The sequence below is a fragment of the Curtobacterium sp. MCSS17_011 genome, assembly GCF_003224275.1.
Lineage (GTDB): Bacteria > Actinomycetota > Actinomycetes > Actinomycetales > Microbacteriaceae > Curtobacterium.
The window spans coordinates 31,525-55,405 of the sequence record NZ_QKLE01000020.1 but is presented as its reverse complement, the minus strand read 5'-3'; the positions used below and the strand labels follow the sequence as shown (position 1 = coordinate 55,405).

Here is a 23,881-nt window from a genome sequence, read left to right as displayed (position 1 = left end):
TCGGATGGGGTGGAGAACCAGCGATGTGCGGCTGGTGAGCGCTCCGGGTGTTTCCCGGTCGTTGCAGGTGATTCGGCACCCTGCGGCGAAGGGTTTGGACCGATCTGCCGTCGTTACCGCTCTGTGACCTTCGCACATCCGGACAGCGGTCACGCCCGCAAGCACTCGCCCGTCCGCTCGGGTCAGAACGCCTTGCCAGGGTTCAGGGTCCCCGCCGGGTCGAGCGCGTCCTTGACGGATCGGTGCATCGCGAGCACGCGGTCGCCGAGCTCGACCCGCAGACCCGGCAGCTTCAGCAGGCCGACGCCGTGCTCACCCGTCACGGTCCCACCGAGCGTCAGGCAGTCCGCGACGATCTGGTCGAACGCGGTCTTCGCCCGGGCCTTCGCGGCGTCGTCACCCTCGGGCGCGATGATCAGCGGGTGCAGGTTGCCGTCGCCGGCGTGCGCGATGTTGGCGATCGTGACGTCCTGCGCGTCCGCGGTCACCTGGATGCGCCGGAGCATCTCGGGCACCGCGCTCCGCGGCACGCAGATGTCCTCGGTCAGCACCGGACCGAGCCGTTCGAGTGCCGGGTAGGCGAGTCGGCGGGCCTGGAACAGTCGGTCGATGTCCTGGGGATCGGTGGCCCGCTCGACGTCCGTGCCGCCGGCCCGCGCGAAGACGTCGGCGACGTGGTCGGCGATCCCGTCGCCGGCCGCACCGCGCTCGTCGACCCGTGCGAGCAGCAGGGTGTCGACGTCCGCCGGCAGCCCGAGGTGCATCCAGGCGTCGACGGCTCGCAGGCAGGTGCGGTCGACGATCTCGAGTGCCGCGGGGATGATGCCCGCGCGCGAGATCGCGGCCACGGCGTCGCCCGCTGCGGTCAGCGAGGGGAAGTATCCGATCACCGCCCGCTCGTCACGGCCGGCCAGGGGGAGCAGCTTCACGGTGACCGACACGACGATGCCGAGCGTGCCCTCGGAACCGACCATCAGCCCGGTGAGGTCGTACCCGGCGACGCCCTTCGCCGTCCGGCGACCGAGCTCGACCACCGATCCGTCGGCCAGCACGACGGTCATGCCGAGCACGTAGTCGCGGGTGACCCCGTACTTGACGCAGCAGATGCCGCCGGCGTTCGTCGCGACGTTGCCGCCGATCGTCGAGATGGCCGAGCTCGCCGGGTCCGGCGGGTACCAGAGGCCGTGCTCGGCGACCGCGGCGCGGAGTGCGTCGTTGATGACGCCGGGTTCGGTGACCGCGTAGCGCTCGTCGGTGTTCACCTCGAGCACCCGGTTCATCCGCTCGAGCGACACGACGATCGAGTCGGCCATCGCGTTGGCGCCGCCGGACAGACCGGTGCCGGCACCGCGGGGGACGACCCGGAGACCGGCGGCGGCTGCCCAGCGGACGGCGGTGACGACGTCGTCGGTGCTGCGTGCGAGGACCACGGCGAGCGGTGCCGTGGAGTCGGCCCACTCGGCGTCGTCGTGGCGGTAGCGCTCGAGGGACTCCGGGTCGCGGAGGACCTGGTCTGACCCCAGCAGGTGTTCGAGGGCGGTGGCGTCGGCTGCGGTGTCGGATGCGGTGGTGACGGTCATTCGGGGTGGGGGCCCTTCCGTGGCGCGGCGGTGCGGTTCGGGTCCGTCGACGATACGCCGGTCAGTCCAGGCAGAACTCGTTGCCCTCGACGTCCTGCATGACGATGCACGACTCGTTGACCTGGTCCGCGGTCATGCGGCGGACCTGGGTGGCGCCGAGTCCGACCAGTCGGGCGCTCTCGGCGTCGAGGGCCGCGAGCCGTTCGGCGCCGACCATCCCGGTGCCGACCCGGACGTCCAGGTGCACCCGGTTCTTCACCGTCTTGCCCTCGGGGACGCGCTGGAAGAACAGCCGCGGCCCGGCGCCGGTCGGGTCGACGCACGCGAAGGCCGAGCCCTGGTGCTCCGGCGGCAGCGACCGGTCGAACGCGTCCCAGTCGGCGAACCCCGGTGGGGGCGGTGGCACCACGTAGCCGAGGACCTCGCACCAGAACCGGGCGACACGCTCCGGCTCGGCGCAGTCGAACGTCACCTGGACCTGTCGCACCGTTGCCATGGCGCCGAGGATACGTCGATGCGCGACCGGCGTCCGCCTCGCGTCCGCTCAGCCGAGCTGGGCCGCCGCCGCTCGCAGTTCGGCGAGCGCGGCCGCGGCGTGGTCGGCCAACCGGTCGTCGTCGGCGCGCCCCACACCGGACCACCGCTCGAAGCCCTGCTTGAACGCCAGGACGCCCATCTCGGCGGCCAGCCGAGCGGGCGCGTCGGGGACGCCCCGGCCGACCAGGGCGTCGGTCATGGCGGCGGCCATCCCGACGCTCTTCAGGGCGTCGCGCTCCTGCAGCTCGGCGCTGGCGGCGACGGCCGCTCGCAGGCGTGGCCCGAGCTCGCGGTTGAGCGGCCCCATCTCGTCCGACGCCCGTTCCAGTCCGGCGGCGACGGCGTCGAGCGGGGTGGCGGCGACCGGTGCGTCGGTGATCCCTTCGGCGAGCAGTCGGCTCAGGGTCTCCTGCCCGGCGACGAGCAGTTCGCGCTTGTCCGGGAAGTGCCGGAAGAAGGTGCTCTTCGTGACCCCGGCCCGTTCGGTGATCTGCGCGACGGTCGTCTCGTCGTAGCCCTGCTCGGAGAACAGGTCGACCGCGGCCAGGACCAGTCGTTCCCGGGCCCCGGGTTGCCATCGCACCATGAGACGATCATACGCGATGGGACAATTGTCCCATCGCGGGTGTAGGGTGACGGCACAAAGGTCCCATCACTTCTGAGGAGCACCACATGCACGTCTTCGTCACCGGCGGCACCGGCACCATCGGCACCGCAGTCGTCACCGAACTCATCACCGCCGGGCACGTCGTCACGGCCCTGGCGCGGTCGGACCGTTCCGCCGCCGCCCTCGTCGCCGCCGGGGCGACCCCGGCTCGCGGCGCGCTCACCGACCTCCACGTGCTTCGTGACGGTGCCCGCGCTGCCGACGGTGTCATCAGCCTCGCGTTCTCGAACGACTTCAGCTCGGCTGAGGCACTCGAGCGCGGCATCGCGGAAGAGGGCGCGGCGATGGCCGCACTCGGCGAAGCCCTGGTGGGCACCGACCGCCCGTTCGTCGTCGTCTCCGGCACGCCCTGGGAGCCCGGCAGGGCATCCGTCGAGACCGATCCGCTCCCGCTCGAGGGGCCGGTGGCGGGTCGTGCCCGCTCGGTCCTCGCCGCCCTCGACCTGGCGGCACAGGGTGTCCGGGTCTCGGCGATCCGGCTGCCGCGCACCGTGCACGCAGACGGCACGGGCGGGTTCGCCGGCATCCTGACGGAGACGGCCAGACAGGCGGGGGTCTCGGGCTACCCCGGTGACGGCGAGCAGCGGTGGCCCGCCGTGCACGCCGCGGACGCCGCGGTGCTGTTCCGGCTCGCGCTCGAAGGTGCTCCGGCAGGGACCGTCTGGCACGCGGTCGCCGACGAGGGGGACCGGGTCCGCGACCTGGCCGAGGTCATCGGGCGCCGGCTCGGCCTGCCCGTGGAACGGGTGGCCGACGAGACGTTCGGGGCGTTCGCACCGATCTTCGCGATGGATCAGCCGGCGTCGAGTACCCACACGCGCGAAGCGCTCGGCTGGGTCCCGACGCACCCGAGCCTGCTCGAGGACCTGGAGAACGTGCAGCGCTGAGCGCTGAGCGTGCACGGTGCGGCGTGCGCAATGCGGTGCGGCGTTGGTGGCGTGGTGCGCGCCTGTGGCGCGTCACGGGGCGGTCAGGCTCGCACCGGTCGGCGTTGGGCGCATGGTGCGCCGGACGGGAGGCGCGGTGCCGGGCCGCCCCGGGCCTCCAGGCTGTGCGGTGGGCGCTTCCAGTGCACGGTGCGGCGTGCGCGATGCGGTGCGGAATTGGCGGCGTGATGCGCGCCTGTGGCGCGTCACGGGGCGATCAGGCGCGCACCGGTCGGCGTTGAGCGCACGGTGCGCCGTGCAGCCGCGTCAGTGCTGCTTGCCGCGCAGGCGGCCGATGCCCAGCACGATGCGGACGACGACCATGCCCAGCACGAGGCCGGCCACGGCCGACACGGCCGTGTCGGCGACCCAGACGATCACGGGGCCTGCGGCCTCGAGCGCGTGCTCGATCACGTGCAGCAGGTCGTACGGCCCGTGCCAGACGGTCTCGGCGAGGTTCGCGATGACCAGGTGTCCACCGACCCAGAGCATCGCGACCGTGCCGATCACGCTGATGACGCGGAAGACCATCGGCATCGCGCGCACGATGCGGGCACCGAGCCGGCGGGTGCGGCGGACGGAGTTCTTCATCATCTGCAGGCCGATGTCGTCGACCTTCACGAGCAGTGCCACGGCGCCGTAGACGACGGCCGTCATGACCAGACCGATCACGATCAGGGCGCCGAGTGTCGGCCAGAGCCCCAGGTCGGGGTCGAGGCCGGCCAGCGCGATGAGCATGATCTCGGTGCTCAGGATGAGGTCGGTGCGGATGGCGCCGAAGACGAGCTTCGGTTCGGTGACGGTCTCGTCGGACCCGCCCTCGTGGTGGACACCGAACCACTCGGTGACCTTCTCGGCGCCCTCGAAGCACAGGTACGTCCCGCCGAGTAGCAGCAGCCACGGCAGCACCCCGGGGGCGAAGGCCGTGAGGAGCAACGCCAGCGGGATGATGATGATGAACTTGTTGAACAGGCTGCCGAGGGCGATGCGCCCGACGACCGGGAGTTCACGAGCGGGCTCGAGGCCCTGGACGTACTGGGGCGTGACGGCGGCGTCGTCGATGACGACCCCGGCGGTCTTCGCGCTGGCCTTGAGGGCTGCGGAGAGGATGTCGTCCACCACGGCGAGCAATCCGACTGACAATTCGTTCTCCACTCGTCTGACCTGTGACCGTGCACAGCGTAGTGGCCGCGGAGCATCCTGAACGCCCGCCCGCGGGCGTCCGTAGGCTCGCGGCATGGCTGACTTCACCGCATCCCAGGCCGCCGTCGTCCGGATCGAGCGTGCCGAGCAGGGGCGCTGGGACCTGTCCGTGATCAGCGACGCCGGCGTCGCGATGGGGCACGGCGTGTACCTGTTCGACGCGGACCACGACGATGCCGAGGACGAGCAGGCCGCGGCCCTCGACTTCGTGCGCGACTACGGGTTCCGGTTCGAGCGCGACGCCGTGCAGGCCGACGGTCCCGACGCCTTCTGGGCGCCGCTGCTGCCGTCCGACCAGCAGTAGGCGCTGCGGCGCGCGGGACTCAGCGCGCCGAGTCCTCGAACCCGATCAACCAGGTGACCCCGAACGCGTCCCTGACGGTGCCGTCCCAGTCGCCCCACGGGCGCTGCTGCAGCGGGTCGACGACCGTGCCGCCCTCGGCGAGCTGGTCGAACCACCGACGCAGGACGTCCGGTTCCGAGGCGCCGAGCAGTGAGAAGAGCAGCCCCGTCGCCGAGAACGGGGTGTCGCTCTCGCTCGCGTCCGCCGCGAACAGCTGCAGTTCGCCGGTGAGCTGGCCGTGGGCGACGGCGTCGGCGGGGCCGTCCGCGCGGGAGAAGTCCGCGTAGGTCGCGATCTGCACCTCGCCACCGAACACCCGCTGCCAGTGCTCGAGGGCCTGCCTGGCGGTGCCGGCGAACTGGAAGTACGGCGCGGGTCCGGTTGCGTGCATGCCCGGCAAGGTACTCCGGCGTGCGGAGTGGGGGAACCCCGGGGCTCGTCAGTCGAGCAGCGCCAGTGCGCGCTCCACGACGTCCTCCGGCCGTCCGTCGCCGTGCAGGGCCCACCAGGTGAGTGCGGCGCTCGCGGCGGCGGCCAGCGTGTGGGCGCGCACGGCGGCGGCGAGATCGTCGGCGGTGACCCCGTCCCGCTCGGCCACGTACCGCAGGATCTCGTCGGTCAGGGCCGTGACCGTGGCGGCGCCGACGTGCTCGAGCGACGGGTTCGCGCGGATGACCCGGAGTCGGTGTCGGGTGACCTCGACCGCGTCGTCCGGGAACGTCGCTCCGATCCGGTACGCCGCCCGGAGCGCCACCGCCGAGGGTTCGTCAGCAGGCCGGGACCGCAGGGCTTCGCGGAACCGTGCGGCGAACTCGTCGAGACCGCCCCACACCAGCGCCGCCTTGCTCGGGAACAGCCGGAAGAGCGACCGACGGCTCACCCCGGCCACCGCGGCGACGTCGTCCATCGACACCGCGTCGAAGCCCTGCTCGTCGAACAGCCGGAGCGCGACGAGGGACACGGCGTCCGGGTCGATGGTGCGCGGGCGCCCCGTCGGACGGTCGTTCGTCAAGCTCATGGAGACCTTTCGGCACTGAGTGCTATAACCGGTGTGGCGCAGCGAGCGCCTCTCATCGAGGAGACGACATGACCGACACCACCGCCGGACGGTTCACCGGCAGGACCATCATCGTCACCGGAGCGGGTTCCGGCATCGGACGCGCCACGGCGACGCGCATCGCGAACGAGGGCGGGCGCGTCATCGCGACCGACGTCGTGGGCGAGCGACTCGACGCACTCCGCTCGGAGCTCGAGGGCTTCGCCGTGGAGACCGTCGTCGGCGACGTCGCCGCGAGCGAGACCATCGACGCACTCATCGCCGCCGCCGGCGACCGGTTGGACGGGCTCGCCAACGTGGCCGGCATCATGGACGCGTTCCTGCCGCCGGACGAGGTCGACGACGCCACGTGGGAGCGTGTCTTCAGCGTCAACGTCACCGGCCCGATGCGCCTGACGCGTGCGGTGCTGCCGCTCATGATCGCCGCAGGCAAGGGCTCGGTCGTGAACGTCGCGTCCGAGGCGGCGCTGAAGGCCTCGGCCGCCGGTGCTGCCTACACCTCGTCGAAGCACGCCATCGCCGGGTACACCAAGAGCGTCGCGTTCTTCCACGGGCCGCAGGGCATCCGGGCGAACGCCGTCGCGCCGGGTGCGGTCGCGACGAACATCGAGGCACCGATGCGCAGCGAGTACGCGGCCCGCCGGGTCGGTCCGATCATGCAGACCACCATCCCGCCGGTCGCCCAGCCCGAGCAGCTCGCCGCCGCCATCACCTGGCTGCTGAGCGACGACTCGGCGAACGTCAACGGTGCGGTGCTGCCGAGCGACGGTGGCTGGTCCGTCGTCTGACCCGTTGCTGCGGCACGAGACGCCGTCGTCACGTCGAGACGCCTCCGGGAACGGGGGCGTCTCGACGACTTCGCGGCGTCGGGCAGACACGACGGCGTGTTCGCCACCCGGACACCTGACGGACGGGAGGCCCGTGGCGACACCGCCACGGGCCTCCCGTCCGGTACCGGGGCACGCGCACGGCGCGACGTTCCTTCCCAGAACGGGTGCACTGGAAAGCGGAATCGGGCGTACCGGGCAGGAACTTCTTGCCAGGTACGCCCGATTCGACAGGGTGACCCTGCCGGCCGGCCGTCGGGCCCGCCTCAGGAGACGAGCGCGGCCATCTCGCGCACCACGGCACGGAGCCGATCCGCGAGCTCGTCGTTGCTCTGCACGGTCTCGCGGTGTGCGACCTCGCTGAGCGCCGACATCACCAGGGTCACGGCGGTCCGGGCGGTCTGCGCGTCGGTCCGGGTACCGACGACGCTGAGCAGGGACTGGCGCGACTGGGCCATCCACTGCATCACCATCGAGGACATTTCCGGCCGCAGCACGAGCAGCTCCTTCATGCGCCGGCGGTCCTGCGAGAGCGGGACGGTGGCCGCGACCAGGGTGCACAGGTCGTCGACCAGGGCGCCGTCGGCCTCGGCGAACCAGGCGGCGGAGCGCTCCGGGACCTCGACCGAGTCGAGCCCGAGTGCGGCGTGCGCCTTCGACGAGAAGTAGTTGAAGAAGGTGCGGGGGGAGACGTCGGCGTCGGTGCAGATCTGTTCGACCGTGACGCCGTCGAGCCCGTGCGCGGACACGAGGGTCAGCGCTGCGTCGTGCAGGGCCTGCCGGGTCTGCTGCTTCTTCCGTTCACGCAGCGTGCACGGCTCCGTTGCCGTCGCCGCTGCCGGGGTGGTGATCACGTGGACTCCTGCTGGGTTGGTGTGTGTGGGAGGGGCGCCCGCCCGGAAAGGGGGCACGGACGGACGCCCCGGTCGGTCACCGACGGTGCGTCGGCGTGGATCCGGTGGAACCCGATCCGGTCGAACCCGATCCGGTCGGGACGGACCCGGTCATCGGTCCCGTGAACGAGCCGGCCTCGGCTGCGGCGGCGCCCGCCTCGGCCTCGAGCTGCGCCTCGGCGGACATGTCGGCCCGCTCCTGCAAGGCGGAACGCTGACGCAGCGGCGGCACCCGGAAGAACCAGGTGAGCACGAACGCGAGCAGGATGACGCCGAGACCGACCCAGTAGATCGTCACGGACGAGGCGTTGAAGCCCGCCATGAACGGCCGGGTCAGGCGGCTGTCCGCACCGGTCAGGAACGACGTGTCGTTCGTGCTGGTGGCGCTGTCGCTCGTGGAGTTGCCGTCGTCGATCTTCTTCGCCAGCTCCGGGGTGAGCTCGTCGACCCAGTAGGAGCGCTGTTCGGCGTTCGACCAGTCGACGGACACGGTGCCGTCCTGCACGCTGGCGTGCGCCTGGTCGGCGACCTGTTCGAGTGCGGACTGTTCGGCGGCCGGCGTTGCCGCGGCGACCTGCTGGTCGATGACGGTCTGCGCTGCTGCGGCGGGCACGGCACCGGCCGTGACCTGCTGCTGCACGGCCGCGGTGACCTGCTCGGTGACCGCGGCATCGGCGGCCTGCTTCGCCTTCGCCGAGGCGGCGTCGAGCTGCGACTGCACGGTCCTCGTCAGCGGGGTGACGACGGGCGTCCAGATCTTGTCCATGGCGCCCTGGTTCGCCTTCGCGCTGGCGACGGTCGGGTTGAGCGCGGCGTCGAGCGCCGGACCGAGGTCCTTCTGGTTCGCGGTCGCGGTCAGGATGTTCGCCGGCATCACCGAGAACAGGATGGACAGCAGCACGGCGGTGCCGAGCGTGCCACCGATCTGACGGAAGAACGTGGCCGACGACGTGGCGACGCCCATGTCACGGGCCTCGACGGAGCCCTGCGACGCCAGGGTCAGCGACTGCATGACCGAGCCGAGGCCGAGACCGATGAGGAACATGCCGATCATCAGGAACCAGAGCGGCTTGTCGATCGACATGAAGGTCAGGACGACGTAGCCGGCGGAGACGAGCGCGGTGCCGATGACCGGGAAGATCCGGTACCGGCCGACGCGGGCGACGATCTGACCCGAGGTGATCGAGGCGATCATCAGACCACCGACGAGCGGCAGCGTCGCGAAGCCGGACTCGGTCGGGGTCAGTCCGACGACGATCTGCAGGTAGAGCGGGATGGTGAGCATCGCGCCGAACATCGCGAAGCCGACCAGGAACCCGATGACGGTCGCCATCGAGAACGTGCCCGAGCGGAACAGCTTGAGCGGGATGATCGCCGCGTCGCCCATCTTCGACTCGATGAGCAGCAGACCGATCAGGCCGACGACACCGACGACGTAGCAGGCGATGGCGGCGGGGGATCCCCAGCCCCAGATGCGGCCCTGTTCGGCGACGAGCAGGAGCGGCACGAGGGTGACGATGACCGCGGTCGCGCCCCACCAGTCGACCTTCGGCTTCGCGTCGTCGGCACCGTGCACCTTGGGCAGGTGCAGGAACACGATGACCATGAGGAGCGCCGCGACGCCGATCGGCACGTTGATCAGGAGCACCCAGCGCCACCCCGTGATCCACAGGATCTCGGAGGAACCGGCGAGCAGACCGCCGATGAGCGGGCCGATGACGGACGAGATGCCGAACACGGCGAGGAAGTACCCCTGGTACTTGGCACGCTCACGCGGGGCGAGGATGTCGCCCATGATCGCCAGCGGCAGCGACATCAGCGCGCCGGCGCCGATGCCCTGCACCGCGCGGAAGGCGGCGAGCATGAGCATCGAGGTGGACATCGACGACAGGACGGCGCCGAGGATGAAGACGACGATGCCGAAGATGTACAGCGGGCGGCGACCGAAGATGTCGGAGAGCTTGCCGTAGATCGGCGTCGCGATCGTCGAGGTGATGAGGTACGCGGTCGTCACCCAGGCCTGCTGGTCGAGCCCGTGCAGGTCGTCGCCGATCGTGCGGATCGCCGTGCCGAACACCGTCTGGCCGAGCGAGGACAGGAACATGCCCGCCATCAGGCCGTAGATCACCAGGAGGATCTGACGGTGGGTCATCAGCGGCTGCTGGCCGGCGCCCCCGGAGGCCGCGGGGGCCTCGGCGGTGTGCCGACCGTGCTGCACCGGGACGGGTGCGGTGGCGGTCATCGAACTCCTTTTTCTGGCTGTGAAACTTTGCAGACCGCGCAACGATACATCTGTTGCTTCCGACAAGCAACTAAATGTGCCCGCTACGCTGAGCGCGTGACCGACGACCGGCCTGCTGCCGAGCGACTCCTGCGATCCCAGCTCGACCGGCTGTGGGTCCGGCAGACCCTGCGCTCCTCGCTCATCGAGTCCCGGGGTGGCCTCGACCCGACGGCCCGCGTGATCCTGCGTGCCGTCGCCGGGCACGGCCCGGTCCGGGCGACCGCGATCGCCGACGCGACCGGGTTGTCCCGACCGGTGATCAGCCGCCGGGTCGCCTCGCTGATCGAGGCCGAGCACCTGATCGGGTCGCCGGACCCCGCGGACGGCCGCGCCACGCTCGTCACGCTCGCGCCGTCCGGCCGACGACTGCTCGACGAGCTGGACGCCGCCGGGGCCGAGGTCTTCGACGACCTGACGGGGGAGTTCGCCTCGGACGAACTGCGCTCGCTCGCCGAGATGCTGACGCGCCTGAACGACCGGGCCGACGCGGTCCTGGGGATCGGCACCACGCGCTCCTGACGTGACCGAGGGCAGGGACGGGAGGTCCGTGGCGGCGTCGCCACGGGCCTCCCGTCCCTGCGGGGTGCGCATTCGAGATACCGTTGGTGTATGAGCACGGACACCGCCACCACCACCGAGACCACCGACGACGGGCCCGTGGTGACGTTCGCCGACCTCGGCCTGAGCGATGCTGTGCTCAAGGCCGTCAAGGACATCGGCTACGAGACCCCTTCCGCCATCCAGGAAGCCACCATCCCCACGCTGCTCGACGGCCGTGACGTCGTCGGTCTCGCGCAGACCGGAACCGGCAAGACCGCGGCCTTCGCGCTGCCGATCCTGTCCCGCATGGAGTCCGGCAGCAAGAAGCCCCAGGCGCTCGTGCTGTCCCCGACGCGGGAGCTCGCCCTGCAGGTGTGCGAGGCGTTCGAGCAGTTCGCGTCCCACATGAAGCACGTCCACGTCCTGCCCGTCTACGGCGGCCAGGCGTACGGCGTGCAGCTCTCCGCCCTGCGCCGCGGCGTCGACGTCGTCGTCGGGACCCCCGGTCGCATCATGGACCACCTGGCGAAGGGCACGCTCGACCTGTCCGAGCTGAAGTACCTGGTGCTCGACGAGGCCGACGAGATGCTCAAGATGGGCTTCGCCGAGGACGTCGAGACGATCCTCGCGGACACCCCGGACGACAAGCAGGTCGCGCTCTTCTCGGCGACCATGCCCGCGCAGATCCGCCGCATCTCGCAGCAGTACCTGACCGACCCGGCCGAGATCACCGTCAAGACCAAGACGAAGACCGCCGCGAACATCACGCAGCGCTACCTGATGGTCTCGTACCCGCAGAAGGTCGACGCGCTGACCCGCATCCTCGAGGTCGAGGACTTCGAGGGCATGATCATCTTCGTCCGCACCAAGAGCGAGACCGAGACCCTGGCCGAGAAGCTCCGTGCCCGCGGGTACGCCGCCGCCGCGATCAGCGGTGACGTCGCCCAGGCCCAGCGCGAGCGCACGGTCAACCAGCTGAAGTCGGGCAAGCTCGACATCCTGGTCGCCACCGACGTTGCCGCCCGTGGCCTCGACGTCGACCGCATCACGCACGTCGTGAACTTCGACATCCCGGTCGACATCGAGTCCTACGTGCACCGCATCGGTCGTACCGGTCGCGCCGGCCGCTCGGGTGACTCGATCAGCTTCGTCACCCCGCGCGAGCGTCGCCTGCTGTCCGCGATCGAGCGCCACACCAAGCAGCCGCTCACGCAGATGCAGCTGCCGACGATCGACGACGTCAACGAGACGCGCCTGACCCGCTTCGACGACGCCATCACCGCGGCGCTCGAGGACCAGGGCCGGATCGCGGCCTTCCGCGACGTCATCGCGCACTACGTCGAGCACCACGACGTCCCCTCGGACGACGTCGCCGCTGCCCTGGCCGTCGTGGCGCAGGGTGACTCGCCGCTGCTCCTCACCGCAGCCGACGACGCACTCCGCAGCCAGATGGAGCGCGACGCCCGTCGCAGCGAGCGCGACGAGCGCGGTGCCCGCGACGACCGTGGCGGCCGCAACGACCGCGGCGACCGTGGTGGCGACCGCGACCGTGGTGACCGTGGCGACCGTGGCGACCGCGGCCCGCGCCGTTCGCAGCCGATGTCCCCGTACCGCATCGAGGTCGGCCGTCGTCACCGCGTCGAGCCGCGCCAGATCGTCGGTGCCCTCGCGAACGAGGGCGGCCTGCGCCGCGACGACTTCGGTGCGATCCAGATCCGTCCGGACTTCTCGATCGTCGAACTGCCGGCCGACATGGACCCCGGTGTGCTCGACCGCCTGACCGACACCCGGATCAGCGGCAAGCTCATCGAGATCCGTGCGGACCGCCGTGGTGGTGGCCGCCGCGACGACCGCGACGACCGTCCGGAGCGCAGGCCGCGCTACTGAGACGCGCCGCGTCCGAGACGCGACCCCCTCCGGACGGGAGGTGGGCCCCACCAGCCGGTACCGGCGCACCGCGCCAGCGGGGTGTCGGCCGTGCCTGGAGGGACGGTGCCAGCTGGCACCGGGCCTCCCGTCCGTCGTCGGTGCGCGTCCCGGGCCCCGCGAGACGCCGTCGTGTCGGCTCCACGCCGCCGAGTCGGCGAGACGCCGCCGCATTCGGCGGCGTCTCGAGAAGACGACGGCGTGTGCGGGATCACCAGGCGGCATCTTGCGGTGCGGGGAACCGCAGATCCCGCCCGCAGCAGTTCCCCTGGAGTCCGCACGGTGCTGTGATACCGGGAGCCGTGACGCAGGGAGCCGCGGGGAAGGCAGGGGAACGATCGTGTACCGAGCACTCATCACCGCGGTGGCCGCCGCGGCGCTCGTCTTCGGAGGTGCGGTGCCGGCGACGGCGCACACCTCCTGGTCGTCGGTGCCGGGAGCACCGACCGCCGTCCGCGTCACCGGCGACGCGGACAGTGCCACGCTGACGTGGCGCGGCCCGAAGCACGGCGCGAAGGTGACCGGTTGGAAGGTCGCCGTCGCCGCCGTCGCGAACCGGCACGACCGCCAGGTCGACCGACTCCACCCGCGCGCGCGCTCCGACCGCTTCGACGAGCTCTCACCCGCGACCACGTACCGGTTCTCCGTCCGTGCCCTCGGCCACCGGGGGACCGGCCGCACGATCACGCTGCGCTGGACGGCGCCGCCCGCGCCCGCGCCCGAGCCGGAGACGACGCAGTCGCTGTTCGCCCTCGACGGCAACGGTGACGTCGTGCGGTTCCCGACTTCGGGCACGGACGCTCCCGCCACGGTCGTGACCGACGGCGCCGGCTTCACCGCGAACGCCGACGGCGACGTCTTCACCCCCTCGGCGGACCACACCGCGATCCTGCTGCACCCCGCCGACGGCGGCGTGACCGAGACCATCGCGTCCGGCCTGCACCTGACCCCGGACCTGCGCTCCGACGCCGAGGGCAACCTGTACTGGGTGGACTCCGTGACCCGGGCGGTGCAGAAGCTGTCCGTGCGCGGCGGTGCTGCTGCCAGCGTGGTCGCCTTCGCGCCGCCCGAGAGCTCGGCGACGCGCACGCTGTGGGCGGTCGGCCGTGACGGCACGGTGTCGACGTTCTCGAGCACGAGCCGCGGTGGCGTGGTGAACACCGCCAGCCCGGCAGGCACCGTCACCAAGCGGACGGTCGTCGCGCCGAACGGCAGCGGCCTCGGGTACCTGAACGGCCTGCTCGCCGACGGCCAGGGCACCCTCTACGTCAGCTTCCAGGCGTTCGGCGGGTCCGGGTACTCCGGCTGGTACGCGATCGCCGCGGCATCGACGACGATCACGCTGTTCGAACCCCGCACCGCGTTCCAGTACGCCGCGGTGAACTCGACCCACCTCACGCAGCTGCAGTCGGCGGAGTGGTGCCCGTCGGCCAGCGAGGGGAGCCCGAAGGGCTGCCACGTCGACCAGACCCTGACACACCTGGTCGCCCGCGACGCCGCGGGGACGCTCAGCGAGCACACGATGAGCGGTCCGACCGCGAACGGTCGTGGTGCGTTCGTGGGCGCCGCCGACGAGGACGGCGACGTGTTCGTCGTGATCGACGGCGGTCCGACGCCCGGGCTCTGGCGGGTGGGCGCCGACGGCGGTGCCGCCGAGCAGCTCTCGTCGGCGCAGTACTCGCGGCTCCAGGTGTCCTGAGCCGCGGCACGAGCAGGGCGGGGCGGGACACAACGGCGCGTCCCGCCCCGCCCTCATGCGGTCATCCCGGCGACCGTCCGCCGACACACCTCGTCCCACGGGGTGGGCTCGAGTCCGAAGCGGGTCCGGGTCTCGGTGTCGTCGACCACGTACGGGGCCGACCACTGGTAGCCCAGGTCGGCGAGTTCGCGCAGCATCGGTGACACCAGCCCGAGGGCACGGACTGCGCCGGCCGGCAGGCGTCGAACCCGCACCGGGGGCTTCCCGGCCGCCGACAGCACCTCGGTCAGCGCCTGCTGCTGCGTCCGTGGCGGGTTGCTCGGCACCATCCACGTCCGGCCGAGCGCGGAGTCGTCGGCCGCCGTCGTGACGAGGGTGCGGGCGACGTCGAGAACGTCGGTGAACGTGTGCGGCAGGTCGGTCCGGCCGATCATCGTCACGGGCTTCCCACGCAGAGCCGCCGGGAGCACCCGGGTGACGTGGCCGTTCGCGCCGATGCCCGGGCCGACGTAGTCCGAACCGCGGACCTCGACCGTGCGGATCCGACCAGCACGGTGGGCAGCCAGGGCGTCCGCCCACACCCGGGCACGGAGGACGCCCTTGTGGTCGGTCGCGGCATCGGGCAGGCCCGGGTGCATCGGCCCGGTGACCGGACCGTACGGGTACAGGTTGCCGGTGATCGCGTACACGGCACCGGTCCGTTCGGCTGCGGTGAGCAGCGACGCGGCGAGTGGTGGCCACGCCCGCTCCCACTCCGGGTAGGCGCCGGGGTTCGCGCAGTTGTAGAGGACGGCGGCGCCGTCGGCGGCCCGGGTGAGGGCGTCGGGGTCCGATGCGTCGAGGGCGACGTGACCCACTGCCTCCAGGCCGGTGTCGCGACCCGAGCGGGTGGCGACCGTGACCCGGTCGCCGCGCTCCGTGAGCAGGGCAGCGACGTGACGGCCCACCGGGCCTGCGCCGATCACGAGGTGGTGTGACATGGTGTCCCGCTTCCGTCGGTCGGGCCCAGCGACCGCGGTGCCCCTCAGCAGCATGCCCTGCCGGTGACCGGAAGGCGAGCGCTGCGTGCCGTGCGGCCTCCGTCCGTCCCCAGATCGGGGCAGGGGACTGACAGGAGGCCCGTGGCTGGGGTAGACAGGTCCCTACGCCGAGGTCGACACCGACGACCGGAGCGGGACCGGCACGGTGGATCAGGAGGAACGCTTGCGACGCAGCACGTCCGGCGACGCCATGGACGGGGAGACCCGATGACCGCGCTCGACGTCAGCCGACAGGACCGCCGTCGACTCACCACCGGCACGGCCCGGCGACGCCTGGTCACCGTGCGGACGGTGGCGCTCCTGGCGTCCCTCGCCGGTGTGAACTACATCGTGTGGCGCTGGGCGGCCTCGGTGAACTGGCACTCGTGGTGGATCGCGGTGCCGTTGATCCTCGCCGAGACCTACAGCGTCATCGACTCCCTGCTCTTCGCCCTCGGGGCCTGGCGGCTCCGGGAGCGCGGCGAACCACCGGCGAAACCCTCCACCGACGTCACCGTCGACGTCTTCATCACCACCTACAACGAGCCGATCGACCTGGTCGAGCGCACCGCCCGGGCGGCCAAGGCGATCACGCACCCGCACACCACCTGGATCCTCGACGACGGCAACCGCCCCGAGATGCGTGCGGCGGCCGAGGCGCTCGGCATCGGCGTCATCACGCGCGGCGCCGACTGGGTGGACCGGCCCCGGCACGCCAAGGCCGGCAACCTCAACAACGCCCTGCTCGCGACCCAGGGCGAGTTCCTGCTCATCCTCGACGCCGACCAGGTGCCCGACCCGGCGATCCTCGACCGCACCCTCGGGTACTTCAAGGACCCGCGGATGGCGCTCGTGCAGACGCCGCAGTGGTTCGAGAACGTGCCGGACGACGACCCCCTCGGCAGCCAGGCGCCGCTGTTCTACGGTCCGATCCAGCAGTCGAAGGACGGCTGGAACGCCGCGTTCTTCTGCGGGTCGAACGCCATCCTGCGGCGCGAAGCACTCATGCAGCTCGGCATCTCGCGCTACGTCGCCGAGGTCGAGGCGTCCGTGCAGCGCACCCTCGCCACCTCCCGCAAGCTCCTCGCCCGCTCGCGTGAGACCGAGACCGACCCGCGCGTGCTCGCCGCCCTCGACGACGCCGAGGTCGTGGTGGACCAGGCGCGCGACCAGGTGCGCGCCGGAGAACCCCTCGGTGACGTGACGTACGCGTTCCAGCGGGGGATCGACGCCATCGCGTTCCGGTTCGCGGCCGCCGACCTCGAGTCGGTGCGGAACGACCTGCAGGAGCTGGCGGCGATGTCCACCGACGCGAACACCTTCGCCGGTCTCGACGACGCCGCGCTCGACGTGCTCGGCCGGCGCGAGGCCTCGCCGGTCGCCGCCATCGAGTCGATCGCCGTGCTCGCCCGTGCCCTCGACGTCAACCGCGACGACGAGGCGCAGCCGATCATGCCGCTGGCGACGATCTCGGTGACCGAGGACATGGCCACCGCGATGCGTCTGCACGGGCTGGGCTGGAAGTCGGCCTACCACGACGAGATCCTGGCGAAGGGCCTGGCCCCCGAGGACCTGCCGACGATGCTCGTGCAGCGACTCCGCTGGGCGCAGGGCACCATGCAGGTGTTCTTCCGCGAGAACCCCCTGGTGCAGAAGGGGCTGTCGTGGGGGCAGCGGCTCATGTACTTCTCGACGATGTGGAGTTACCTGTCGGGGTTCGCCGCGATCGTCTACATCGCCGCCCCGGTGCTCTGCCTGTCGTTCGGGGTCATCCCCGTACAGGCCTACAGCGTCGACTTCTTCGCCCGGCTCATCCCGTTCCTGGTGTTGAACCAGCTGCTGTTCTGGGTGGTGGCCGCCGGCAGACCGACCTGGCGTGGGCAGCAGTACTCGCTCGCCCTGTTCCCGGTCTGGATCGAGTCGGTGACCAGCGCGTTCGAGAACGTCTTCCGGGGCAAGCCGCTCGGGTTCCGCGTCACCCCGAAGGTGCGCGACGAGACCGAGCAGAAGCCGCGGTGGGACCTGGTCAAGCCGCAGCTGTACGCGATGGGCGCCCTGGTCGCCGCCCTGGTCATGATCGGCATCCGCTACCTGGCCGGCCAGGCCGAGGGGGTCGCGCCGCTCGTGAACACCGCGTGGGTCGTCTTCGACCTGTTCATCTTCAGCATCGTGATCCGGGCCGTCCGGTACCGCGGCCCGGCCACCCCAGTCCAGTCCGAACACGAGTCGAGCACCGCCGGAGGACCCCTGTGAGCACCGAGACCACGTTCGAGGTCGCCGCGACGCCCGACTCGCTCGACGAGGTGCAGGACCGCTTCGCCGCGTGGTGGGACGGCCTCGGCATCGACGACGTTCGGCTCCGCTTCGCGCTCGAGACCGCCCTGGCCGAGGTCGCCGCGAACATCGTCGAGCACACCGTCCGCGCCGACCGGGGGACCGGGCGCCGGTACACCGTGCGCCTCGAGGCGACCGACCGTGCCCTGACCGCGGTGCTGACCGACAACGGGATGCCCGCCGACATCGACCTGAGTGCCGTCACCATGGCCGACGTCGAGCAGGAGAGCGGGCGCGGTCTCGCACTCGCCATCGCGGCACTCGACCGGTTGGAGCACCGGCACGAACCCGGCCACAACGTCTGGACGCTTGCGTGCGACCGGTGAAGAAGCCGGTGGCCCGCGCGGTCGCCCTCCTCGTCACGTTCGCCACCCTCCTGCTCGGTGGTGCACTGCCGGCGTCCGCAGCGTCCGTGCAGACTGCTGCCGCCGTGCAGCCGGCCGAGGGCTCGACCTGGTTCGGCCCGGACCTCGACTGGGCCAGCGACTCGCCCGAAGGGTACGAGGGGCGGCTCGGCGCGACACCGTCGATGTACGGGGTGTCCGTCGACTACCCGCTCGACCGCACGGCGAAGCAGGAGCTCCTCCGCTCGGCGCGTGCGGCGGCGACGCAGGGCGCGGTGCTCGTCGTGAGCCTCGAACCCGATCGCGAACTCAAGTCGCTCGACACCGCGGACACCCGTGCCGTCAACACCGTGTTCGAGGACCTGCACGACCAGTACGACACCCAGGTGCTCGTCCGGTTCGCACCGCAGATGAACGGCACGTGGGTCCGCTGGGGCCAGCAGCCCACGGAGTTCGTCCGGGTGTTCCGGGGGCTCGCCACGACCGTGCACGCGGGCACGTCGGATGCGCTCATGGTCTGGTCGCCGGGGTACGGCGCCGGCTACCCGTTCGGCGAGTCCGCCGGGCGGCTGCGGAACCTGTCCCCGGTCGACGTCGCGAAGGCGGACACGAACGGCGACGGACAGCTCACCGGCGCTGACGACCCGTACGGGCCGTACTGGCCGGGGGCCGAGGCCGTCGACTGGGTCGGGCTCTCGATGTTCTCGTACGGCAAGGGCGACCCGACCGAGGCTGCCGGTCGCGCCGTGCCGCTCACCCGCAGCGGTGAGGTCGAGTCGCGGTTCGACGAGGACTGGGGCTACGACCAGCCGCAGTCGGGCTCGTTCTACGACCGGTTCGCGGTGGCCGACGACCGTCCGATGCTGCTCGACACCGGTGCCCTGTACAACCGTGAGCTGCAGGGCGACGCCGAGCTCCAGGTCAAGCGGAGCTGGTGGCGGCAGGTGCTCGCGGCCGTGCAGGAGCGTCCGCTGATCCGGGGCATGACCGTGCTCGAGGCGGAGCGACGCGAGCCCGAGGCCGGCAACCGCGTGGCCGACTGGCGGCTCACCGCGGACCCGGGTGTCGCGGGGTCCTTCCGCACCGACCTCGAGCGGTCCGGAGACTTCGCCTTCGGGCCGGTCACCGACCGCGTGACCGTGCAGCAGGGCAACGCCGCGATCTCCCAGGAGTACGAGACCGGCGGCGACCAGATGGCGTGGATCGTCTGGCTGGCCGCCGGCCTGGCGATCGTGTTCCTGCTGAGCGGGGTGTTCGGTCGGCTGCTGCCGAGCTGGCGCTACCCCGACGAAGGCAAGCCCGGCCGTGACCTGCGACTCGACCTGTTCCGAGGGTTCATCATCCTCGCCGTGGTGATCACCCACATCGAGATCGGCGGGCCGTACTCGTACCTCACGCTGCACGCCGTCGGCGCGATCACCGGCGCCGAGATGTTCGTGTTCCTGTCCGGCATGGTCCTCGGCATGACGTACCCGTTCGCCGTGAAGAAGTTCGGCGAGTGGGCGGCCGCCATCGGGGCGTGGAAGCGCGCGCGCAAGCAGTACGTCGTCACGCTCGTGGTGATCCTGGTGGTCTTCGCGCTGAGCTTCGTCCCGTTCCTGAACACCGACGCCATCACCACGTTCACCGACCGCGGGACGGGCACCGGCGGTGTCGAGGCCGAGGGCCGGGTCTACGACCTGTACCCGAACGCGATGCAGCTGCTCGCCTACCCGCCGCCCTGGTACGCGATCCGGCAGTTCCTGCTGCTCGAGATGGGGCCGTGGCCGTTCAACATCATGGGCCTGTTCGTGGTGCTGAGCCTGTTCATCCCGGTGTTCATCTGGGTGATCCGCCGCGGGTTCTGGTGGGCGCTCCTCGCCGCCAGCTGGGCGCTGTACGTGTTCCAGGCGCTCAACCCCGACTTCCGTCCGCTGAACTCGCAGTTCGAGGCGGTGTTCCCCCTGTTCACCTGGCAGGTGGTGTTCACCCACGGGCTCGTGCTCGGGTACTACCGGCGGCAGATCGTCGGCGCGCTCACCGGGCGTCTCGGCAAGGTCCTGGTCGGCGTCGCCGTCGGCGGGTACGCGGCGTTCCTGGTCTACGTGTGGGCGGGCGACCACTTCGGGTTCACCCCGGTGCCGTTCCCGGCGACGATGTACGAGTCCCTGTACAACACGGCGTACCAGCGGGTGGACCTGCAGTGGGGCCGGCTGGTGGACATCGCGTTCTTCGCGATCGTGTCCTACGCGATCCTCACGGTGTTCTGGAAGCCCATCGCCGCCGCCATCGGTTGGCTCTGGATCCCGCTCGGGCAGGCCAGCCTGTACGTGTTCGTCTGGCAGGTGTTCTTCGCCCTGGCGATCGCGTCGATCCCCGGTGTGCCGTGGGGGAACTTCTGGATCGGGTTCGTGGTGCACACGGCGCTGATCCTGCTGGCCTGGTACATGGTCCGCAAGAAGTTCCTGTTCTCCGTCATCCCGCGCTGAGCGGGTGCACACCGCGCACCGCGCAGCGCGCAGCACATGGTGAGCAGGAATGGTCGGGTCCGACGTGCGGACCCGACCATTCCTGCTCACGAAGCGAGGGCAGACGGACGGGAGGCCCGTGGCGACGCCGCCACGGGCCTCCCGTCCGTCACGAACTCACGCGGTCCGCGTGACGCCCAGCGGCGTGGGGTCCACGGGGTCCGGCGGGACCGGGAGCGACCCGCGGATCTGGTTCTGTGCCTGGCAGTCGCTGGTGCAGTTCGTCGCACCCTGTGACAGCTCGACGGCGTCCTCGCCGAGCACGCCGCCCAGTCGCCCGCCGGGCTGGACCGTCCACGTGGTCGTCGTCGTGGTCTGCGAGGTCTTCGTGGCGACCTGCGGGCTGTCCTTGCCGAGGAGCATCTGGTGGGCGCCGCTGCCCGACGACACCGCGGCCGTCCCGTCGCCGAAGTTGATCTTGCCCGTGTACGGGTTCGTGAAGTAGAACAGCCCGGCCCCGAGGGTGTGGGTGAACGTCACGGGCCCGGAGAACTCCGTCTCCATCTGGAAGATGCCGCCCTGGGCGCCGTCCTTCGCCTGGATCTTGTACTTGCCGAGTCCGGTCGAGAAGATCGCGACGAGGGTGTCGTCCTTGACCTCGAGCGATGACAGCTTCGTGCTGGCGAGCTGCGCGGCGGTGAGCGACGGGACCTTCGACGCGAACACCACGGTCGGCTTCGTCACCATCCGCTGCGTGTCCGGAGCGCCGGTCAGCGTGTAGTCGTACACGCCGAGGTCGGCGATCCGGATGTCGAAGCCGTTGTGCTTGCCCCGGACCGCGATCGTGCCGGCGACCGCGGTGTCGCGCACCTTGAGTTCCTTGCCCTGGGCGGGGTTCGTGGTGACCCCGTTCACGGTGACGGCGTAGTCGCCGCCGGTCGAGGTCTTGCCGGACGCGTTCGCGGGGGAGACCCCGACGAGGGCAGCGGCGGCGACGGTGCCGAGGGCGATCGCGGCGGCGATGCCGGTGCCGCGTCGGCGTGAGCGCTGGGTGTGCATGGGTGCCTCCTGGTGGGCCTGTCTGGCCGGTACGACGATCGTCGCCGCTGGCCGGGCGCCGCACCATCGGACCTTGGTACTAGTACCCGCTCACCAACCGTGGTCGCGGGCCCAGAGTGCGGCGCTGGTCCGGTCGGCGACGCCGATCCGTCGGAACAGCGACCCCACGTGCGCCTTCACGGTGCGCTCCGCGATGCCGAGCTCCGTGCCGATCTGCCGGTTGGACATGCCCCGGGCGATGCGGACGAGCACGTCGCGCTCCCGCGGCGGCAGCTCCGGGCCGCGGTCCGCGACGGCGACGGCGACGGCGACGGCGACGGCGACGGCGACGGGCCCGGCGGCTGCTCCGGGCAGGAGCGCCCGGGCCACCCGGGGGTCGATCGGCGTCTCGTCGCGCGCTGCGGCACGGACCGCCGCGACCACGTCGTCGGGCGCGGCGTCCTTGAGCAGGTAGCCCGTGGCGCCGGCCGCCAACGCGGCCCGCACCCGGTGGTCGTCCGAGAACGTCGTGACGACGAGGACCCGGACCGACGGCAGGAGCGCCCGCACCTGCCGGGTCGCCTCCACACCGCCGGCACCGGGCATCGACAGGTCCATCACGACGACGTCGGGCCGGAGCGTCGGCACGAGCGACACCGCTGCTTCGCCGGTGGCTGCCTCGCCGACGACCTCGCAGTCGTCCGTCGTCCCGAGCACCGCGCGCAGCCCGCTCCGGACCAGCGCGTGGTCGTCGACCAGCAGGACCCTCATCGCAGGGCCTCCGCTTCGACGGGGACCTCGAGGTCCCAGGTGGTGCCGGCACCCGGAGCGGTCCGGAGCAGCAGGGAGCCGCCGGTGTCCTCGGCGACCTCGCGCAGCAGGGTCGTACCGAGGTGTCCGGTGCGGCCGCCCTCGACGACCACGGCGGGGTCGAAGCCCGCCCCGTCGTCGTGCACGACCACCCGGACCGAGCCGCCGGCCCGCGTCACCGTGACGTCCACCCGGGTCGCTTCGGCGTGCTTGACGACGTTCCAGACGGCCTCACGGACGAAGCGCACGACCGCGAGCAGCGCGGCGGGGGAGGCGTCGACGGCGGCCGGCACCCGCACGGTGGTCGCGAGCCCCGCTGCACGCGCGCGGGCACAGGCGTCGTCGAGGGCGGCACCGAGTCCCTCGGGCGTCGGAGCCGCCGGCCGGATCGTCGCCATCGAGGTCCGCAGCGACGACACCGCACCCCGGAGCACGGTGGCGGCGTCGCGCGTGGCGGGATCGGCACCGAGGGACAGTGCGAGTCCGGCGACGTCCTGCACCGGTCCGTCGTGCAGTTCGGCGGCCATCCGACGGCGTTCGGCAGCCTCGGCGTCGAGGGCGCGACCGAGCAGCCGCTCCCGCAGGCGCTGCCCGGAACGGATCCGCAGCAGCAACCCGAGCAGCAGCGGCACCAGGAGCGCGAGCACCACGGCCACCGTGCCGAACGCCAGGACTGCGAACGACCGTCGCAGGTCCGCGGCACGCGCGAGCACCTGGTCGTACGGCTGGTACGCCTCGAACAGCAGCGCCTCGCCGGACGGCGTGTGCACCGCCTGGTAGGCCTCGAGCAGCGGCCCGTGCCCGCGCTCGTAGCGGTTCTCCGGCTCGGTCAGGTCGGACACCTCGGCGTCGGACCGGTCCGACTCCAGCGCCTCCAGGTCCTCGTCGGACAGCGGGAAGCGCTCGCCGAACAGCCGACGTTCGTCCGACCAGAGCACCGTGCCGTCGGCCGCCCAGAGCTTCATCCGGACCGCCGACCCGGCACGCAGCTCACCGGCCACCGCATCGTCCAGGCGCGTCCGTGCATCGGATCGGTCGGCGTCGGACCGGGACGGGTCGGCGACCGCGTCGAGCAGCGCGGGTTCGACCACGACACGGGCGAGCGCCGCGGTGTCGCTGGTGGCGTCACGGACGGCGAACGACTCCGCGATGCGCTGCGCCACGAGGGTGCCGGCCGTCGCGACGGCGGCCCCGCCGACGACCGCGGCGAGCACGACGCCCACCAGGACCAGCCGCCAGGGCGTCCGTCCGGTCCGCCGACGCGGGTCGGCGGCGACGAGCACGACCGGCTCTGCCGCCGTGCCACTGTCCGACGACCGTTGTCCGTGCACCCGGACACCGTAACCGGCGGTGTCCCCGCCGGACGCGCGTGGGGTCCGGATCGCCGCAGAACGCAGCCCGTCCGTC

At 71.7% G+C, this 23,881-nt stretch carries 21 protein-coding genes; 9 read left to right on the top strand and 12 right to left on the bottom strand.

The window, feature by feature from the left end; all coding sequences use genetic code 11:
* Positions 1-182: 182 nt before the first annotated feature.
* The 3 genes from DEJ17_RS13105 to DEJ17_RS13095 all read right to left on the bottom strand — a co-directional run bounded on the left by DEJ17_RS13105 (position 183) and on the right by DEJ17_RS13095 (position 2,703).
* Positions 183-1,580 carry an FAD-binding oxidoreductase gene (locus DEJ17_RS13105; RefSeq protein WP_110894523.1) on the bottom strand — a complete coding sequence of 466 codons (1,398 nt, stop codon included), beginning with the start codon at positions 1,578-1,580 and terminating at the stop codon, positions 183-185.
* 61 nt (positions 1,581-1,641) lie between these two features.
* Entirely contained in the window at positions 1,642-2,076 is a 435-nt protein-coding gene (locus DEJ17_RS13100) for a VOC family protein (protein ID WP_110894521.1), read from the bottom strand.
* Between the two features lie 48 nt (positions 2,077-2,124).
* The gene (locus DEJ17_RS13095) at positions 2,125-2,703 is read right to left on the bottom strand and encodes a TetR/AcrR family transcriptional regulator (RefSeq protein WP_110894519.1); all 579 of its coding nucleotides are present in this window, start codon (positions 2,701-2,703) and stop codon (positions 2,125-2,127) included.
* Positions 2,704-2,789: 86 nt separating this feature from the next.
* Here DEJ17_RS13095 and DEJ17_RS13090 point away from each other — a divergent pair, with 86 nt between their 5' ends.
* Positions 2,790-3,671, top strand: a complete 882-nt coding sequence (locus tag DEJ17_RS13090; RefSeq protein ID WP_110894517.1) for an SDR family oxidoreductase — start codon at positions 2,790-2,792, stop codon at positions 3,669-3,671.
* 306 nt (positions 3,672-3,977) lie between these two features.
* Here the strand turns inward: DEJ17_RS13090 and DEJ17_RS13085 are convergent, their stop codons facing one another.
* Positions 3,978-4,853, bottom strand: coding sequence for a DUF808 domain-containing protein (locus DEJ17_RS13085; protein WP_110894548.1), 876 nt, complete (start codon positions 4,851-4,853; stop codon positions 3,978-3,980).
* A gap of 94 nt (positions 4,854-4,947) precedes the next feature.
* On the opposite strand from DEJ17_RS13085, the gene DEJ17_RS13080 reads away from it, so the two are divergent.
* Positions 4,948-5,217 carry a hypothetical protein gene (locus DEJ17_RS13080; RefSeq protein ID WP_110894515.1) on the top strand — a complete coding sequence of 90 codons (270 nt, stop codon included), beginning with the start codon at positions 4,948-4,950 and terminating at the stop codon, positions 5,215-5,217.
* A 19-nt stretch (positions 5,218-5,236) separates the two neighbouring features.
* Here DEJ17_RS13080 and DEJ17_RS13075 read toward each other — a convergent pair whose 3' ends face one another.
* Positions 5,237-5,647 (bottom strand): VOC family protein, encoded by a 411-nt coding sequence (locus DEJ17_RS13075; protein ID WP_110894514.1) that lies wholly within the window; start codon positions 5,645-5,647, stop codon positions 5,237-5,239.
* A 48-nt stretch (positions 5,648-5,695) separates the two neighbouring features.
* Entirely contained in the window at positions 5,696-6,274 is a 579-nt protein-coding gene (locus tag DEJ17_RS13070; protein WP_110894511.1) for a TetR family transcriptional regulator, read from the bottom strand.
* A 68-nt stretch (positions 6,275-6,342) separates the two neighbouring features.
* On the opposite strand from DEJ17_RS13070, the gene DEJ17_RS13065 reads away from it, so the two are divergent.
* Positions 6,343-7,101, top strand: coding sequence for an SDR family NAD(P)-dependent oxidoreductase (locus DEJ17_RS13065; protein ID WP_110894509.1), 759 nt, complete (start codon positions 6,343-6,345; stop codon positions 7,099-7,101).
* 305 nt (positions 7,102-7,406) lie between these two features.
* Here the strand turns inward: DEJ17_RS13065 and DEJ17_RS13060 are convergent, their stop codons facing one another.
* Positions 7,407-7,994, bottom strand: a complete 588-nt coding sequence (locus DEJ17_RS13060) for a TetR/AcrR family transcriptional regulator (RefSeq protein ID WP_110894507.1) — start codon at positions 7,992-7,994, stop codon at positions 7,407-7,409.
* Positions 7,995-8,070: 76 nt separating this feature from the next.
* Positions 8,071-10,275: an MDR family MFS transporter gene (locus DEJ17_RS13055; RefSeq protein WP_110894505.1), complete on the bottom strand. Its 2,205-nt coding sequence runs from the start codon at positions 10,273-10,275 to the stop codon at positions 8,071-8,073.
* A 96-nt stretch (positions 10,276-10,371) separates the two neighbouring features.
* On the opposite strand from DEJ17_RS13055, the gene DEJ17_RS17835 reads away from it, so the two are divergent.
* The 3 genes from DEJ17_RS17835 to DEJ17_RS13040 all read left to right on the top strand — a co-directional run bounded on the left by DEJ17_RS17835 (position 10,372) and on the right by DEJ17_RS13040 (position 14,482).
* A complete protein-coding gene (locus DEJ17_RS17835) occupies positions 10,372-10,836 on the top strand; it encodes a MarR family winged helix-turn-helix transcriptional regulator (protein ID WP_181421186.1) in 465 nt (154 codons plus the stop codon).
* Between the two features lie 90 nt (positions 10,837-10,926).
* Complete coding sequence (locus DEJ17_RS13045) at positions 10,927-12,744, top strand: DEAD/DEAH box helicase (protein WP_110894503.1); 1,818 nt, start codon at positions 10,927-10,929, stop codon at positions 12,742-12,744.
* 379 nt (positions 12,745-13,123) lie between these two features.
* A complete protein-coding gene (locus DEJ17_RS13040; RefSeq protein ID WP_181421184.1) occupies positions 13,124-14,482 on the top strand; it encodes a fibronectin type III domain-containing protein in 1,359 nt (452 codons plus the stop codon).
* A gap of 53 nt (positions 14,483-14,535) precedes the next feature.
* Here DEJ17_RS13040 and DEJ17_RS13035 read toward each other — a convergent pair whose 3' ends face one another.
* Complete coding sequence (locus DEJ17_RS13035; protein ID WP_110894544.1) at positions 14,536-15,462, bottom strand: NAD-dependent epimerase/dehydratase family protein; 927 nt, start codon at positions 15,460-15,462, stop codon at positions 14,536-14,538.
* 267 nt (positions 15,463-15,729) lie between these two features.
* On the opposite strand from DEJ17_RS13035, the gene DEJ17_RS13030 reads away from it, so the two are divergent.
* From DEJ17_RS13030 to opgC, 3 genes are read left to right on the top strand one after another with little or no spacing between them, the layout of a single operon-like run.
* Positions 15,730-17,754, top strand: coding sequence for a glycosyltransferase (locus DEJ17_RS13030; RefSeq protein WP_258366807.1), 2,025 nt, complete (start codon positions 15,730-15,732; stop codon positions 17,752-17,754).
* The gene (locus tag DEJ17_RS13025) at positions 17,751-18,161 is read left to right on the top strand and encodes an ATP-binding protein (RefSeq protein ID WP_110894499.1); all 411 of its coding nucleotides are present in this window, start codon (positions 17,751-17,753) and stop codon (positions 18,159-18,161) included. Before DEJ17_RS13030 ends, DEJ17_RS13025 begins: the two co-directional genes overlap by 4 nt.
* On the top strand, positions 18,158-20,647 hold the full coding sequence (gene opgC / locus DEJ17_RS13020; RefSeq protein ID WP_146239718.1) for an OpgC domain-containing protein: 2,490 nt from the start codon (positions 18,158-18,160) through the stop codon (positions 20,645-20,647). The genes DEJ17_RS13025 and opgC overlap by 4 nt, the downstream gene beginning before the upstream one ends.
* 156 nt (positions 20,648-20,803) lie before the next feature.
* On the opposite strand, the gene DEJ17_RS13015 is transcribed toward opgC, so the two are convergent.
* The 3 genes from DEJ17_RS13015 to DEJ17_RS13005 all read right to left on the bottom strand — a co-directional run bounded on the left by DEJ17_RS13015 (position 20,804) and on the right by DEJ17_RS13005 (position 23,805).
* Positions 20,804-21,685 carry a hypothetical protein gene (locus tag DEJ17_RS13015; protein WP_110894495.1) on the bottom strand — a complete coding sequence of 294 codons (882 nt, stop codon included), beginning with the start codon at positions 21,683-21,685 and terminating at the stop codon, positions 20,804-20,806.
* A 90-nt stretch (positions 21,686-21,775) separates the two neighbouring features.
* On the bottom strand, positions 21,776-22,435 hold the full coding sequence (locus DEJ17_RS13010) for a response regulator transcription factor (RefSeq protein ID WP_110894493.1): 660 nt from the start codon (positions 22,433-22,435) through the stop codon (positions 21,776-21,778).
* Positions 22,432-23,805 carry an ATP-binding protein gene (locus tag DEJ17_RS13005; RefSeq protein ID WP_146239717.1) on the bottom strand — a complete coding sequence of 458 codons (1,374 nt, stop codon included), beginning with the start codon at positions 23,803-23,805 and terminating at the stop codon, positions 22,432-22,434. Before DEJ17_RS13005 ends, DEJ17_RS13010 begins: the two co-directional genes overlap by 4 nt.
* Between the last annotated feature and the right edge of the window lie 76 nt (positions 23,806-23,881).

Coding starts and splice junctions, on each gene's coding strand:
- DEJ17_RS13105 (WP_110894523.1), bottom strand. CDS start 1,580: ATGACCGTCACCACCGCATCCGACACCGCAGCCGACGCCACCGCCCTC.
- DEJ17_RS13100 (WP_110894521.1), bottom strand. CDS start 2,076: ATGGCAACGGTGCGACAGGTCCAGGTGACGTTCGACTGCGCCGAGCCG.
- DEJ17_RS13095 (WP_110894519.1), bottom strand. CDS start 2,703: ATGGTGCGATGGCAACCCGGGGCCCGGGAACGACTGGTCCTGGCCGCG.
- DEJ17_RS13090 (WP_110894517.1), top strand. CDS start 2,790: ATGCACGTCTTCGTCACCGGCGGCACCGGCACCATCGGCACCGCAGTC.
- DEJ17_RS13080 (WP_110894515.1), top strand. CDS start 4,948: ATGGCTGACTTCACCGCATCCCAGGCCGCCGTCGTCCGGATCGAGCGT.
- DEJ17_RS13075 (WP_110894514.1), bottom strand. CDS start 5,647: ATGCACGCAACCGGACCCGCGCCGTACTTCCAGTTCGCCGGCACCGCC.
- DEJ17_RS13070 (WP_110894511.1), bottom strand. CDS start 6,274: ATGAGCTTGACGAACGACCGTCCGACGGGGCGCCCGCGCACCATCGAC.
- DEJ17_RS13065 (WP_110894509.1), top strand. CDS start 6,343: ATGACCGACACCACCGCCGGACGGTTCACCGGCAGGACCATCATCGTC.
- DEJ17_RS13055 (WP_110894505.1), bottom strand. CDS start 10,275: ATGACCGCCACCGCACCCGTCCCGGTGCAGCACGGTCGGCACACCGCC.
- DEJ17_RS13045 (WP_110894503.1), top strand. CDS start 10,927: ATGAGCACGGACACCGCCACCACCACCGAGACCACCGACGACGGGCCC.
- DEJ17_RS13035 (WP_110894544.1), bottom strand. CDS start 15,462: ATGTCACACCACCTCGTGATCGGCGCAGGCCCGGTGGGCCGTCACGTC.
- DEJ17_RS13030 (WP_258366807.1), top strand. CDS start 15,730: ATGACCGCGCTCGACGTCAGCCGACAGGACCGCCGTCGACTCACCACC.
- DEJ17_RS13015 (WP_110894495.1), bottom strand. CDS start 21,685: ATGCACACCCAGCGCTCACGCCGACGCGGCACCGGCATCGCCGCCGCG.
- DEJ17_RS13010 (WP_110894493.1), bottom strand. CDS start 22,435: ATGAGGGTCCTGCTGGTCGACGACCACGCGCTGGTCCGGAGCGGGCTG.